This window comes from Streptomyces pseudovenezuelae, assembly GCF_029892565.1.
GTDB lineage: Bacteria > Actinomycetota > Actinomycetes > Streptomycetales > Streptomycetaceae > Streptomyces > Streptomyces pseudovenezuelae_A.
The window spans coordinates 263,488-278,320 of record NZ_JARXVH010000002.1; the positions used below are offsets into that span (position 1 = coordinate 263,488).

Below are 14,833 nucleotides of genomic sequence, written 5' to 3' on the forward strand. Positions count from 1 at the left end.
CAAGTGGCAATCTAGACGGCTGAGTTGATGTCTGCCGAGGGAATCGCACGGGTAGTTTTACCGGCAACTTCTCCTGCGGCCCCGCCGTCGGCGTCGCCCGTGCTGTCACCCGCCAGCAGTGCCCAACTGCGTGCGTCCCCCCACAGCGACGCCGGATCCACGTACGGGCGCAGCAGGGCGGTCAGTTCCGGGTCCGCCCGCCGGTTCAGCACATCCGAGGCGATCTTGCGGGCGATCCCGGCCAGGAAGTCGGCGAGTTGCACGCGCGCGTCGAGGCGGGAGTGCACGAGCCGCACCTCACCGAGTGCGACTCCGGACCGTCGGGCGGTCTGCTGGATCCAGGCGATCCGTTCCGGCGTCAGCATGTTCTGCCGGTCGTGCGTCAGATGCACGGTGCGACCGCCCGCGCTCCAGAACGCGGCTGTCCCCACGATCGCCGGCAGTAAGGGATTGAGGACCGGAACCAGAACCGGCCCGGAAAGGACCTGCGCCCGATAGGCCTCGGCGCGCGGGCGGGCCGACGCGAGCCGCTCCAGGATCTGCGCGAGGTCCGTACCGGGATGGGCGCGCCGCAGCGCCTCCACCGTCCGGAAGAAGACGGCGACGGGATCTCCCGGTTCCCCGTCGTTCCTGATCCGCAGCAGTTGGTTGGCCGCCTGAAGGAATTCCCGCCACTGCTCCTCGCTGAGGACCCTCGGTCCCTCGCGGAACAGGGCGAGGCCCTCGGAGCCGCCGCCGAGCAGCAGGTCGGCGACCTGATCGACGACGAAGAAGGTCTTCTCGGTGAGATGCACCTTGGCGTGTCCGTGGATCGGCCCCGCGGGCGCCAGCAGCCATTCCAGCACCGCCCGGTGTTTCTCCCGCAGCAGGTGATTGGCCTTGTACTCCTCGGCGGGCGAGCGGATCCGGTCCCGGATCTCCTGCACGTACGCGGCGGCGGAATCCATCGGCAGTCGCACACCGGCGTGCGCGAACACGTCCGTGTTCCCGCCAGTGAGGTTCTCGCCGTCCGACCCCGACTCGTCGCAGGCGACCTCCACCGCCCGCGCCCCGTACGCATCGTTCCAGGTCACACCAGAGCCCCCTATCTTGAGCGCATGACCAGGATCGCGCACGACACCACAGGTGAGGCAAACCCTTTGTGCGCCCTCACCCTCGACCGACTCCGATGTCGTACGAGCATGAAGTGGCGCACCTACCCGCCGGACGTACTGCCCCTGTGGGTGGCCGAGATGGACGTGCCGCTCGCCGAACCCGTGCTGCGCGCGCTCACCGATGCGCTCGCGCTCGGCGACACCGGATACCCGGCCGGCACGGCCTACGCCGAGGCGCTGGCCGAGTTCGCCGAGAAGCGCTGGGGGTGGGACGGGTGCGCGGTGGAGCGCACCGCGATCGTGCCCGACGTGATGATGGGCATCGTCGAGATGCTGCGACTGGTCACCGGGAACGGGGACCCGGTGGTGGTCAATCCGCCCGTGTATCCGCCGTTCTTCCAGTTCATCGAGCACCTGGACCGACGCGTGGTCGAGGCGTCGCTCGGCCCCGACCTGCGCATCGACTTCGACACCCTGGAGGAGGCCTTCCGGCAGGCCGTCGCGGGCGGTGGCCGGGCCGCCTACCTGCTGTGCAGCCCGCAGAACCCGACCGGCACGGTGCACACCGCCGCCGAACTGGCCGCGGTCGCCGCCCTCGCCGACCGGTACGGGGTGCGCGTGGTCGTCGACGAGATCCACGCCCCGCTGACCGCCTCGGGCGTGGACTTCGTGCCGTACCTGAGTGTGCCCGGCGCCGAGAGCGGCCTGTCGCTCATGTCCGCCTCCAAGGGCTGGAACCTGGCCGGGCTGAAGGCCGCCCTCGCCGTGGCGGGTACGGCGGCCGCGGCCGACCTCGCCCGGCTGCCGGAGGAGGTCAGCCACGGGCCCAGCCACCTCGGCATCATCGCCCACACCGCGGCCCTGCGGGACGGCACGGCCTGGCTGGACGCGCTGCGCGCCGGGCTCGACGAGAACCGGCGGCTGCTCACCGACCTGCTCGCCGCGCATCTCCCTTCCGTCAACTGCCGTCCGGGTGAGGCGACTTACCTCGCCTGGCTCGACTGCCGTGGCCTCGGCCTCGGCGACGACCCGGCCGACGTCTTCCTGGAGCGGGGGAGGGTGGCACTGAGCGCCGGGTCCCGCTTCGGCACCGGCGGCCGCGGGCACGTACGCCTGAACCTGGCGACCTCGCCGGAGGTGGTCGAGGAGGGCGTACGGCGGATGGCGGCGGCGCTCGGCTGAGCCGTCGCCCGGGTGCCATGCCCACGTGACGACGGCTGCGATGATGAGCCCATGCGCGTGCTGATGCCGCTTCCCGACCACGACTTCGACGTCACTGAAGTGGCCGTGCCCTGGCGGGTGCTGACCGACGCGGGGCACGAGGTCATCTTCGTCACCGAGCGCGCCGGCACCCGGCCCGCCGCGGACCCGCGCCTGCTGACCGGCGTGCTCTTCGGGCAGCTCGGTGCGGCGGACGAACCCAAGCGGTTCTACGAACAGCTCACCGAGGCACCGGAGTTCAGCGACACGGCGGCCTGGGCCGACGTCGATGTGACGGCGTACGACGGGCTGTTGCTGCCGGGCGGACACGCGCCCGGCATGCGGCAGTACCTCGGGTCGGCCGAACTGCGACGCCAGGTCGCGCGGTTCTGGGCGCTGGGCCGGCCCGTCGGCGCGATCTGCCACGGCGTCCTGGTGCTGGCACGCACCCAGGACCCGGCCACGGGACGCGGCGTCCTGACGGACCGTCGTACGACCTGCCTGCCCAAGTACATGGAACGCGTCGCCTACTTGACCACCGCCTGGCGTCTGGGCCGCTACTACCGCACCTACCCGGCGTACGTCGAGGACGAGGTGCGGGCCGCGCTCGGCGACCCGGAGGCGCAGTTCGAGCGCGGTCGCCGGGAGCTGACGCGGCGCGGCACGGCCAGCGACGACACGCACGCCTTCGTCGTGCAGGACGGGGCCTATCTGTCGGCCCGCTGGCCCGGCGACGCGTACCTCTTCGCCCGCCGCTACCTGGAACTCCTCCGTTCCGCTTCCGGTGCATAGACTGCGCGCCATGGACGACACCACGCTGGACCGGCTCGCCTCGGGCAAGTACCTGCTGGTCACCAGCTATCGCAAGAACGGCACCACGGTCGCCACCCCGGTGTGGGTGGTGCGTGACGGAGACACGCTCGGCGTGTGGACGGTGGCCGACTCATGGAAGGTCAAGCGGATCCGGGCGCGCGGCGACGTCCTCGTCGGCCCCTGCGACGTGCGGGGCAATCCGACCGGCGACTCGGTCCCGGCCACCGCCGAGATCACCGATGCGGCCACCGTCGCCCACTACCGCAAGCTCCTCACCCGCAAGTACGGCATCATGGGCCGGCTCACGCTCCTCGGCAGCAGGCTGCGGCGCGGCCTCGACGGGACCGTCGGCATCCGCGTGCGCTTCGACGGGCCGCAGCCCGGCGCCGCCGCCGAATGACGAACCGCGCGGCACTCCGGTTCCCGGTCTCCGGGGGAGTGCCGCGCGGCCCGTGGCCGACGGGAGGATCGGCTACGACGCGTCGAGCACCGTGCCGTTGAGGGCCGCTCCGCCCTCCTGCGGTTCCCCGTTGTCGTTCAGCTGCTGGAACCGGACGGACTCGGTCGGCTCCGTCACCTGGTCCGTGATCGTGGGCAGGGTCATCTCCGCGCTCAGCTCACCCGCGGGCACGTAACCGAACAGGGAGAAGTACTCCAGCGAGGACAGGGGACGCTCGGGATCGGGCTCCTCGCCCGTGTTCTCCGCGAGCCACTGCGGATCCACGTCCTTCGTCGACAGCTCGGTGCCGTCGGTGACCGGCAGGATGCCGAACCACACCCCGAGGTCCGCGTCCGCCGGCTCGGACAGGGTCACCTTCCAGCGCAGCGGCTGTCCCTCGGTCACCCGGTCCGCCACCGGCGTCACGGTGACCGTCGGCATCGGATCGTCGTCCTCGACCAGGACGCCGCCGCGGTGGGAGCCGACGACCGCACCCCGTACGGCCTTGACGACCACGTCGTCCTGAGTGCCGTAGGAGAAGCGCGTGTTGCCCTCCACCTTCACCGACACGTCGATGGCGTTGCCGCCCGGATGCACCGTCACCACGCGTTCCTGCTCGCCGCCGGTGACCGGGTCGAGGACGTAGAGACGCACCTGGCCGGAGCCGCGTCCGGACACCTGCACCGGCACCTTGTAGGTCCGTACGCCCGAGTCGCCCTCCTTGACGGTGAGGCGGCCGATGTCGACGCGGGGCAGCGCGGGCGCCGTGACCGCGGGAGTGCCGGTGCGCCAGCCCCAGGCGTCCATCAGCCAGGCCTGTCCCGTGCGTGAACGCGGCGTCAGGTCAAGGGACTTGATGTGCTTGAGGTCGAGACCGGCCCGGGTGGCGGCGGTCAGCGGGACGCGTACCTCGCGGGCCCAGTAGGAGCTGGTCCGCTCGGTGCCCGGCAGTCCGTCGACCTTGACCCCACCGAGGGTGGCGTGCTTGCCGTGGGTGTCGGTGAGGGAGACGTCCAGGCGGGTGCCGGTCGAGTTGGGCGGCACGATCACACGCAGCGACAGGTCCTTGGCCCCGCCGAGCGACACCGGGGAGCCGGGGCGCACCCGCACGGCCGATCCGGCCGCGGACCACTTCAGCGCGACCGCGCGGCGGCCGACCTCATGGGTCGTGTCCCACTGGGCGAAGTGCGGCGAACTCCCGTTGGTGTCCGGGCCCAGGCACGCCTTGGCGGGGTCCGGGTCCACGACCGCGCACAGCTTGGCGCCGGTCACCGAGAGCTTGCCGTCCGGCAGGAAGCCGCCGTTCCGCTTGGCACCGACCGCGTGGGTGAGCACTCGCGCGGGGTCGGCCGACGGGGCCCGCTTGCCCGAGCCGTCGAGCAGCGGCCGTACCCGGTCGTCACCGGCGACGAACAGCCGGGCCGCCGCCGCGATGTAGGTGCTGCCGGCCTTGTGCTGCTGGTCGGCGGTCAGTCGGGTCGCGGTGCCCGGCGAGCACACCGCGTCCCGCTGGTCCGGGTCCTCGGAGAAGTCGTCCCAGGCGGGCGCCTCCGCCTGCCCGGGCGTCCACTCCGAGTTGAAGAAGTTGTGGTCGGCGCCGACCACGTACACCGCGCTGTGCAGGGCCGCGCCGCGGCTGACGCCCCGGGTGCCGTCGACGTAGACCTCGCCCTGGAGGTCGGAGACGTCGCCGTCGCAGCCCGGCAGGATGGTCGCCGAAGGCACGTCCGCGACCGGGTTCTGGCCGAAGATCGTCGGTCCGATGAGGACGGTGCCGCGGATGTGCCAGCGCACCCGGCCGTGGTAGCCGTCCTGCGCGGCGGGCGGCGGGTAGAGGCTGTCCATCGCCGCGCGGTTGACGCCCTCGCCGCCGCGCGAGTGGCCCACGAGCAGCACGCGCGAGAGGTCGGCCTTGGGAGCGTTGCGTACGACGGTGGGTGCCGAGTTCGGATGGGCGGCCCAGTCGGCCCAGCGGGCCAGGTGCTGGCGCACCAGCGAGGAGCGGGCCTGGGCGCCGCCGTCCTCGGCCTGCCAGTCCTGGCCGTTGATGCCGTTCGCGGAGATCGACACCGTCACATAGCCCTGGGAGGCGAGGAGTTGCTGGTCGCGCAGGTAACCCCGGTAGCTCGGGATCGGCTTCGTGCCCTGCGGGCAGGGCCAGTCGCCCTCGATGTCGTCACCGGCGTAGCAGGTGGGGTGACGGCCGTGCAGGAACAGGGCGAGCGGGCGGCTGCCCGTGGCACCCTTCGGTGCGACCACCACGGCCTGCATCTCGACCGGTTCGGCGAAGCCGGGGAGCTTGACCGGGTCGAGGTCGTACTCGCCGGTGCTCGTGCGGTACGAACCCGGCTTGCCCGGGTCGACGGAGTTCGCCGGTGGCCGGGCGGGCGGTGTGGCCGCCGCGGACCGCTTGGCGCCCGGGGTCTCGACGCGTCCTGCGGCGTTCAACTCCCGTCCACCGGACCGCACCTGAAGGTCCGTCAATTCCGCCTTCGTGGCGGCCTGTTCGAGGTCGAGACGGAACGTGCGTCCGTCCTTCCCGGGTGCGGGGTGGCCGAGCAGCCGGTCCCCGGCATAGAAGTCGACGCGGGCGTCCCCCATCGGCACCGGTGCGGTCGAACGCCACACCAGCTGCCGTTGATCGCCCCCGCCGGCGATCCGCCAGCCCGGCGGCAGACCGCCGTCGCTGTCGGCCGTCACCGTGAGCGGTCTGGCGTCCGACGGCAAAGCCGCCTGCGCCAAGCCTGGCGATCCCCCCGCCACCGCGAGCACCGTCGCGGCGGTCACCCATATTCGCCGGGCACGGATCAAGGTTGCCCTCCTCAAGTTCTCAGCTCAGGCGCCCCGTTGGTCAGCGGAGGCCTCTCGCGTACCGGAGGACGGCCGGGGCCGCCTGTGGGTTGCCTGTGATCGAGGAATTGGCCGACGGGCATGGGTGCCCGCAGTCCGGGAAGGGCACACCGAATGAGCCGAACCCCGTTGCGTGCCGCCGTCGTCGGCACCGGCCACCGAGCCCAGACCTTCACCCGCGGCCTCGCCGCCCGTCCCGGCCACCGCGTCGCCGCCCTGTGCGACCCGAGCCCGACCCGGATGGCCTTTCACAACCGTATGCTGACCGACGCCGGCGAACCCGCCGCCACCGAGTGGGACCCCGACCGCTTCGCCGACCTGCTGGCCAGGGAGGACATCGACGAGGTCGTCGTCACCACCGTCGACGCGGCCCACGACCTCTACATCGTCCCGGCACTACGGGCCGGCTGCCGCGTGGTGACCGAGAAGCCGATGACGGTCGACGCCGACCGCTGCGCCCGCATCCTCGACACCGTACGAGCCACCGGCAACTCCCTCACCGTCGCCTTCAACTACCGCTTCAACCCGGTCCACGAGCGGGTGCGGGCGCTGCTCGCCGACGGAGCGATCGGCGAGATCCTGTCCGTCCACTTCGAGTGGCTCCTCGACGTGCGCCACGGCGCCGACTACTTCCGCCGCTGGCACCGCGAGAAGCGGCACAGCGGCGGACTGACGGTGCACAAGTCGAGCCACCACTTCGACCTGGTCAACTGGTGGCTGGCCGACGAGCCTTCGGACGTCTTCGGCTACGGACGCCTCGGCTTCTACGGCCCCGAAGCGGGCGCCCGCCACGGACTGCGCCGGGACTACGACCGCGTCCACGGCGCCGCCCCCGCCGCCGACGACCCCTTCGCGCTGGACCTCGCCGACAACGACACCCTCCGCGCCCTCTACCTCGATGCCGAGGGCGACGACGGATACATCCGCGACCGCAACGTCTTCGGCGGCCCCGTCACCATCGAGGACGACATGGCGCTCCTGGTCCGCTACACGCGGGGCGCGACGATGACGTACCACCTCACGGCCTACTCCCCGTGGGAGGGCTACCGGGTCATGTTCAACGGCAGTGCGGGACGGCTGGAGTTGGAGGTCGAGGAGAGCAACTGGACGCCGCCCCGGACCCGGGTCGCGTCCGACAGCGGGGCTCTGCACGGTGACATGGCGGCCGAGCACGCGGGCGGCGCGCGTCTCACCCTGCGTCCGCTGTGGGAGGCGCCGGTCGACATCCCGCTCGACGCTTCCCATGAGGCGCACGGCGGGGGAGACCCACGGATGCTCGACGCGCTGTTCGGTCCCCTGGACACGGGTCGTCCGGCGCGGGCCGACAGGGTCGCTCATCCGACGGCCACCGAACGCGACGGCGCCCTCGCGCTGGCCGTCGGGCTCGCGGCGAACCGGTGCTTCGAGACGGGACGGCCGGTGGCGGTACGGGAGTTGGTGCCAGGGGTGTGGGAGCGGTGAGAGGTATCAGGTCCAGGCGCGGTAGGGCTCGTCGACGAGCTGGAAGACCGGTTCGCCGCGGACCGGGTCCTTGGCCGTGGACAGCCGTACCCGGTCCCCGCTGTGGATGCCGATCGGCGGGCCCATGACCCGGCCGCGCACCACGAACCCCTCGGCCATCTCCACCAGCGACACATTGCGCGCGGCCGGGGTGTTGCGGTGCACGATCGTGGAGTGGCGGACCGTGCCGGTGCCCTCGCTGCGCTCGGTCCTGAGGTCGCTGCCCTGGCAGACCGGGCACAACAGCCGGTGGTACATGGCGGTCGCGCACCAGGTGCAGCGCTGGAAGAGGACGGCGTCCGAGGTCGGCGCCGCCGTGGGATCGAGTAGGCCCGCCGAGGAGCCGGCTGCCTGACGAACGACGCTCGCTGAGTGGTGGTACACGCTGGTCAACCCCCTGCGCTCGGCCGGAATCCGACGTGCGCGGTTCGCTGTGCGACCGTGCACGGGTTCAGCGTATGGCACTGAGTGTCAGCGGTAAAGGCACTCGGTTCCCTCAATAATTTCGGGCGGGAGCCGGTCAGTCCCGGTCGAGCGCCGTCTCGATCTCCCGCACGACCCGCCACAGCGGAGCCCCGCGCCGGGAGACGACGACCACGACGTCCTCCGGCTGCTCCCCGACGGGCCGGCCGGCCGGAACGCCGACACCGAAGGCCGACTGGACATACCCCAACGCGTGATCCACCGTGGCACTGGCATCGCCCTGTCCGTCCGAACGCAGCCAGGAACGAAGGGCGTTGTTGTGCGCCGCCACCACGGCGGCCGCGATCACGTCGGCCTGCAGCGTTCCGTCGGGCCGGCCGGCGAAGCGCACGCGCAGGTACTCGGCGAGGGCACGCTCGTAACGCCAGACCACGGACAGCTCGTAGGCCCGCAGGCCCGGGACCTTCTTGGTGAGGCGGTAGCGCTGCACGGAGAAGGTCGGGTTCTCGGCGTACATCCGCAGCACCAGCCGGGCCGCGTCGCACACCCGCCGCACCGGCTCGTCCTCGTCGGCGCTGGCGGCGAGATACGTCGTCATGTCCGCCAGGCACCGCTCGTGGTCGGGGAAGACCACGTCCTCCTTGGAGGGGAAGTAGCGGAAGAACGAGCGTCGCCCGACGCCCGCGAGCGCCACGATGTCGTCGACGGTCGTCTGCTCGTACCCGCGCTCCAGGAACAGTTGGAAGGCCGCCGCGACCAGGGCGTCCCGCATGGGCGGTCGCACTCCCGGCCGCGCCTTCTCGCCGCGTCCCCTCGCCGCACTGCTGGAGCTCATGGACGGGAACGTAACACTCGGGCGGTACGCATGGCACTCAGTGCGCCCCTTTCGGGGAACTGAGTGCTTCACCCCATACCGTGCCACCGCGCATCCCTGACATAACCTCCCTGCATGCCTTCCCCCAGACCCCGCCTCCTGTACGTCAGCGACCTGGCGTACCAGGCGCGCGACCGCCGCTACTGCGACGAGGACATATTCCTGACCTCGCGCCTTCGCGAGGACTTCCACCTCGCCCTGTGCCACCCGCGGGACACCGCCGCGCTGATGGACACCTTCGACGCCGTCGTCGTCCGCAACAGCGGTCCGGTCCTCGGCTACCAGGCGGAGTACGACGCCTTCCGCGCGAAGGCCACCGCGAGCGGGGCGCGGGTCTACAACCAGCTCACGGGCCGGGCCGACATGGCGGGCAAGCAGTACCTGCTCGACCTGAGCGCCGCCGGCCACCCGGTCATCCCCACCGTCGACCGCTTGGCGGACCTGCACCGGCTGCCCGAGACGGCCGAGTACGTGGTCAAGCCCAAGTTCGGTGCCGACTCGGTCGGTCTGACCATGGTCACCGCCGACCGCCTGCCCGCTCTGACGGACGGCACCGTCCTGGTCCAGCCGCGCATCGACTTCGCCTACGAGGTCTCCTTCTACTTCGTCGACCACGACTTCCAGTACGCCCTCCACGCGCCGTACACCGACCGGCGCTGGGACCTGGAACCGTACGAACCCACCGACGGGGACCTGGAGTTCGCCCGAGGCTTCATCGACTGGAACACCGTCGAGCACGGCATCCAACGGGTCGACGCCTGCCGTGCCCCGGGCGGTGAGCTGCTGCTGGTCGAGTTGGAGGACCTCAATCCGTACCTGTCCCTGGACGTCCTCGACGAGGCGGGCAGGGATGCCTTCGTGGCGGCCTTCAAGGAGTCCCTTCGCGGGTTCCTCGACCGCTGAACTCCCGGGGCGGCCGGTGCGTATCACTCTCCGAGGGACGGCGGAGGTCCCTGTCAGGGACGGAAGGAGAGTGTTGTGCCGACACCGCCCGGATCCGGGTCACCGGACGACCGCCCACCACTGGAGCCCGTTCGCGTACTGCGCCCGCGCCGCACCGACGCCCTGGCGCAACTGCTCAGGGACATACGCCAGGACAAGGACTACCGCGACCGCAAGGCCGTGGCCGTGCGGGACCCGCATGCCTGGACCGGCGAGGAGACGCAGGAACTCCCGCCCGTCGTCGACGAGTTCACGGCCAGGCCCGCCACCAAGCCCGTCGGCAGCCCCCCTCGCCCGCCGCGTACCGCCGGCCGCCTCGGGTTCGGCCCGGGACATCGCCGTGCCGCCGCGGTGATCGCGGTCGGCGCGGCAGCCGTCGTCGGCTTCGGCTGCGCCCTCCTGCTCCCCGGCCGCACCGACGCCGCGGCGGCGTCGCCATCGGCGACCGCCTCGGCCGACCCGACCCCGACCGCCTCCTCCGGCACGGGCGACCCCGACGGCCCGGGCACCCTCCGCGAGGGCGACAGCGGCCCTGCGGTGACCGACCTCCAGGAGCGCCTGTTGCGCATCCCGGACGTTTACAAGGACGGCTCCACCAGCGGCAGTTACGACACCACCCTCACCGATGCGGTGGCCCGCTTCCAGCTCTGGTACGGCATCCGGGGCGACGAGACCGGCGTCTACGGCAACGACACCCGCCAGGCACTCGAATCGCGGACGGCGACCGGGACCGGCTGACCTGGCCGGGGTGTCCCGCCCGGTGTCGAACGCCGGGCAACGGGTGGGGAAAGTGCGGGTGGACAGGGCCCCGCAGCCCGTCACCATGGGCTCAGGGCCGGCGTGTGAGACGCCTCGGCCGTCCCGAGCCGAAGGCACCACCCATGAACGGCACCCGCATCCCGGGCCTGGTCCTGCCCGCGGTTTTCCTGCTGGCCCTCGTCGTGGGCCTGTGCTGGTACTGGCGGCACCGGGGCGACGAGTGAGCGACTACGGTCGGCGCCTCCCCAGAAGTCGGCGCCCCAAAGGCAAGTGCGCCCGAGGTCAGCGCGCCGATTCGACCAGGGCCTGAGTGATCGCCCGTACGCTGCGCGCGATGTGCTGGAGTTGCAGCACCTCCGCCGCGTAGAGCTTGATCGTGTGCTCGATGACCGACTCGGGCAGGCCCAGGGCGGGCAGGTCGGCGCGGGCGGTCTGCAGGGCGGTGCGCGCGACCCGGATCTCGTGCTGGACCTGGATCTGCGCGTGACGGGCGAGCAGGACGGGGTGGCGGATCAGGGCCGGGTAGCTCGCGTAGCGCGCCGGCACCAGCTCGCGCAGCCACTTGGTCGCCGAGCGCTCCCAGTCGTAGCTGCCGGGCGATTTGACCTGGCACGGCCAGTCCGGGCTGACGCGGGTGGTCGTCATGGGCATGGTCATGGTCATCGCTCCAGGATGTGCGGCGTCGTGGAGGGTGGTCCGACGGAGTCGGGCGGCCCCGGTCTAGGGGATGACCGGGGCCGCCACGGGCCCTCGCACGGGCGAGGCCCTACCGAGCACCCTGGGCGCCGACGCGGGTAGGAGACGGCGGCCCCGAGTGCTCGCACAGGGGCCCGAGAGGGCAGGCGGTGCCGGCGCGGCGAGAGGTGCGGCGTGCGCATGGGCGGACCGTCGGCTTTCTGCGGGCGGATGGGGCGGTGGGGACGGGGGCGCGGATGTGTTCCGGAGTGAGCCGGAGCGCGATCCGTGAGCAGTATTTATATATGCCGTCCGCTTTGCAAGGCGCATGAAAACATTCATGCGTGATATATGGCGGATGATCTGTCTGTGCTACGAAATGACCGAAGTGGCCGACATACTGCCGGGAAAGCCGCAGGTCGCGCCGCCGGGCGACGGTGGTGGCCGGAGTTCAGTCCCTGAGGAAGAACTGGTGCTGGTCGGAGATCTGCTCGTACTCCTCGAGCCGCCCCTGGGTGCGCTCGGGGTCCGCGTCGGTCATGGCCTGCAGCAGCGCGGCGGCCATCACACCGGGCGCGGCGTAGGAGTCGAAGACCAAGCGGGAGCCGGTCGCGGTGGCGAAGGTGACGTCGGCCTCGTCGGCCACCGGCCCGAGCGCCAGGTCCGTGACGAGGGCGACCAGCAGCCCGGCGCTGCGCGCGACCCGGACCGCCGTGAGGGTCTCGTGCGCGTGCCGGGGCATCGAGAACGCCAGCACCCAGGTGCCGCCCGCCTCGCGCGACTGCAGCAGCGCGTCGTACGCGACGCTGCCGCCCCGCGTCACCAGCCGCACGTCCGGGTGGATACGGCGCGCGGCGTAGGCGAAGTACTCGGCGAGCGAGGCCGAGATACGCAGACCGAGGATGGTCAGCGGGGTCGACTCCGACAGTTTGCGGCCCATCTCGATGAGTTGGTCGGGGTCGGCGAAGTCGCGCCGCAGGTTCTCCAGGTTCTCGATCTCGGCGTCGACCGCCGACTGCAGTTCGTTGCTGCCGTTCTCCTCGGTCGCCGCGGGGCCGCCGGCCAGCGTGCCGAGGGCGATCGACTGGAGCTTCTCCCGCAGCGCCGGGTAGCCGCTGAAGCCCACGGCCGCGGCGAAGCGCGTCACGGAGGGCTGGCTCACGCCGACGCGCTCGGCGAGATCGGTGATGGAGAGGAACGCGGCCTCGGTGATGTGCTCGATCAGGTACTGGGCGATGCGTCGCTGGCCCGGGGAGAGCCGGGGCCGGTCGAAGAGGGTCCTGAGCTGGGAGGCCGGGGCGGCCTCGACCTCCGGCGCGGTCTTGCCCGAGGTGATGGCGGATGCCTGTGCGCGTGCCTGCTGCGGCGATGGCACCGGTGCGCCTCCTTTGTCTCCCACAGTGCCTCAACATAGCTCACACGCTGTCATCACCAGAGCTTGTGGGAAGGCATATGCCGTACTGCGTACGGATGCTCAGGTCGCGCCCCCGGACGTGGTGTCACCGCCGGTAGATCGTGATCGAATGACCGACCTCGTCGACCGCGCGACTGCCGTCGATCAGTTCGGCCAGCCGCCCGCGCGCCTTGGCCACCGACGAGTCCGACACCACCAGCACCCCGTGCGCCTCGGATTCCGGCACCTCACGCGGGTCGGACGCCTCGATGCCGTAGTAGGACGGCACGCCGCTGCCCTTGTAGACCAGCCAGATCCGCTCGCCCGCATACCGCTCGCGCAGCCGGTCGGCGAGCCGTCCCAGGTCCTGGCCCCAGTCCACGTTGGAGTCGTGCAGCCGCAGATGGGTCTTCGCCGGCCCGCCGAACGCCTCGTTGGAGTACGGCAGATAGTAGGGATACGTCCGCACCGAACTGACCGCGACGAACGCCACCAGCACCCCCGTCACCAGCGGCGCCCACCGCCACCGCACCGCCGGCACGCAACCGGCCGCCACCGCCAGGAACATCGGCACGAACACGGCGTACCGCGTCCCGAAGTCCCGCGACCCCGTCATGGCCGCACCCAGCAGCACCGCGGCGGGCACGAGCACGTACGGCGCCGCGGGCCGCAGCCGGCGCACCGCCACCAGCACGACCGCCCCGCCGCACCACAGCGCGATCATGCCCAGCGGCGTCTTCACCAGCAGCGCGACCGGCAGGTAGTACCAGAGCGAGCCGGTGTACACGTGCCCGAACAGGAAGCCCTGCCACGGATACGCCTCCATGCCGAACTGGAGGCGCATGCCGTCCTTGTAGGACCGGGGGAGCGGCAACAGATCCACCGCCAGCTCTTTCAGTCCGTGGACGGCTGGGATCGGGTCCATGGACGACGAGCGCAACCGTGGGTCCACCACCAGATAGGACGCCCATACGACGGCCACGGCGGTCCCCGCCACGACGGCCGCTGCCGTGAGCGCCCGCAGGACTGTCTTGCGCCGGTCCTCCGAACCGGCCTGCCACAGCGACCATGCGGCCAGCGCAAGGAGTACCGGCACGACGGGCAGCACGCTCATCTTCGTGGCCAGGCCCGCCCCGAGCGCGATCCCGGCCAACGGCACGTACAGGCGCGGCCGTTGGCGTGCGCGCCACAGCAGCCAGGCGGACGTCAGCATGAACCCGGCCGTCGGCACGTCGAGCGTGGCCAGGGAGCCGTGGGCGACGATGTCGGGGGAGAAGGCGTACAGGGCGAGGGCGGCCAACCCGGCGGTGGCGCCCGCCAGTTCACGGGCGAACGCGAACACGACGAGCCCGAACAGCAGCGTCAGGACCATCACCGGCAGGCGGGCCCAGAACATCAACCGCCAGGGGTCGTTGCCGGACTCGTACAGCAGGTGCCGCCCGAACTCCCCCTGGTCGCCCGCGTAAGAGGTGTCGACGTGCGGGTCGGCGACCGCCATCCCGACCGCGATCACCAGCTTGCCGAGCGGCGGGTGTTCGGGGTTGAAGCGGATGCGGTGCTCGTGGAGGTAGTCGGCGGCCGTGCCGACGTACACCGGCTCGTCGATGGTCGGCGTCTGCTGGACCGCGGTGGTCGCCATCGCGGCGGCCAGCTGGCCGAGCAGCAGGACCACGAGCAGCGGCACCAGCCACCGCTTGGCCGGGCGCCGTGCGGGCGTCGCGGCCTTCGGCTCCGGCGGGCTGTCCACGTCGTCGAGAGTCCCGGGTTCGAGCACCGAGTGCTGTTCCTGCGCCATCATCCGCCCCGCGGTGACACCGACCGCGAGGCGGCGGGAGTGATCCGGACCCTTCTCATGGGCCCTACCTTCGCAT

13 protein-coding genes are annotated in these 14,833 nt (G+C 71.6%); 6 read left to right on the forward strand and 7 right to left on the reverse strand.

The genetic code is table 11. The features are described 5' to 3' along the window. Positions 1-11: 11 nt before the first annotated feature. Positions 12-1,073 (reverse strand): DUF3800 domain-containing protein, encoded by a 1,062-nt coding sequence (locus M2283_RS05965; protein WP_280874968.1) that lies wholly within the window; start codon positions 1,071-1,073, stop codon positions 12-14. 24 nt (positions 1,074-1,097) lie between these two features. On the opposite strand from M2283_RS05965, the gene M2283_RS05970 reads away from it, so the two are divergent. The 3 genes from M2283_RS05970 to M2283_RS05980 are packed head-to-tail and all read left to right on the forward strand — an operon-like array spanning position 1,098 to position 3,507. Then, the gene (locus M2283_RS05970; RefSeq protein WP_280874969.1) at positions 1,098-2,276 is read left to right on the forward strand and encodes a MalY/PatB family protein; all 1,179 of its coding nucleotides are present in this window, start codon (positions 1,098-1,100) and stop codon (positions 2,274-2,276) included. A 51-nt stretch (positions 2,277-2,327) separates the two neighbouring features. Then, entirely contained in the window at positions 2,328-3,086 is a 759-nt protein-coding gene (locus M2283_RS05975) for a type 1 glutamine amidotransferase domain-containing protein (RefSeq protein WP_280874971.1), read from the forward strand. 10 nt (positions 3,087-3,096) lie between these two features. Beyond that, positions 3,097-3,507 (forward strand): PPOX class F420-dependent oxidoreductase, encoded by a 411-nt coding sequence (locus M2283_RS05980; protein WP_280874973.1) that lies wholly within the window; start codon positions 3,097-3,099, stop codon positions 3,505-3,507. A gap of 72 nt (positions 3,508-3,579) precedes the next feature. On the opposite strand, the gene M2283_RS05985 is transcribed toward M2283_RS05980, so the two are convergent. Further along, a complete protein-coding gene (locus M2283_RS05985) occupies positions 3,580-6,357 on the reverse strand; it encodes a hypothetical protein (RefSeq protein WP_280874975.1) in 2,778 nt (925 codons plus the stop codon). A gap of 153 nt (positions 6,358-6,510) precedes the next feature. Between M2283_RS05985 and M2283_RS05990 the strand changes: the two genes are divergently transcribed. Beyond that, positions 6,511-7,857: a Gfo/Idh/MocA family protein gene (locus tag M2283_RS05990; RefSeq protein ID WP_280874976.1), complete on the forward strand. Its 1,347-nt coding sequence runs from the start codon at positions 6,511-6,513 to the stop codon at positions 7,855-7,857. Between the two features lie 6 nt (positions 7,858-7,863). On the opposite strand, the gene M2283_RS05995 is transcribed toward M2283_RS05990, so the two are convergent. Then, a complete protein-coding gene (locus M2283_RS05995; RefSeq protein ID WP_280875560.1) occupies positions 7,864-8,280 on the reverse strand; it encodes a Zn-ribbon domain-containing OB-fold protein in 417 nt (138 codons plus the stop codon). A 136-nt stretch (positions 8,281-8,416) separates the two neighbouring features. Further along, positions 8,417-9,154, reverse strand: coding sequence for a TetR family transcriptional regulator (locus M2283_RS06000; protein ID WP_280874977.1), 738 nt, complete (start codon positions 9,152-9,154; stop codon positions 8,417-8,419). A 114-nt stretch (positions 9,155-9,268) separates the two neighbouring features. Here M2283_RS06000 and M2283_RS06005 point away from each other — a divergent pair, with 114 nt between their 5' ends. Next, entirely contained in the window at positions 9,269-10,096 is an 828-nt protein-coding gene (locus M2283_RS06005; RefSeq protein ID WP_280874978.1) for a hypothetical protein, read from the forward strand. 75 nt (positions 10,097-10,171) lie between these two features. Then, entirely contained in the window at positions 10,172-10,873 is a 702-nt protein-coding gene (locus M2283_RS06010; protein ID WP_280874979.1) for a peptidoglycan-binding domain-containing protein, read from the forward strand. 303 nt (positions 10,874-11,176) lie between these two features. On the opposite strand, the gene M2283_RS06015 is transcribed toward M2283_RS06010, so the two are convergent. The 3 genes from M2283_RS06015 to M2283_RS06025 all read right to left on the reverse strand — a co-directional run bounded on the left by M2283_RS06015 (position 11,177) and on the right by M2283_RS06025 (position 14,760). Further along, a complete protein-coding gene (locus M2283_RS06015; protein ID WP_280875561.1) occupies positions 11,177-11,551 on the reverse strand; it encodes a hypothetical protein in 375 nt (124 codons plus the stop codon). A 469-nt stretch (positions 11,552-12,020) separates the two neighbouring features. After that, on the reverse strand, positions 12,021-12,944 hold the full coding sequence (locus M2283_RS06020; RefSeq protein WP_280874981.1) for a MurR/RpiR family transcriptional regulator: 924 nt from the start codon (positions 12,942-12,944) through the stop codon (positions 12,021-12,023). Positions 12,945-13,068: 124 nt separating this feature from the next. Continuing rightward, positions 13,069-14,760, reverse strand: a complete 1,692-nt coding sequence (locus tag M2283_RS06025; RefSeq protein ID WP_280874982.1) for an ArnT family glycosyltransferase — start codon at positions 14,758-14,760, stop codon at positions 13,069-13,071. Between the last annotated feature and the right edge of the window lie 73 nt (positions 14,761-14,833).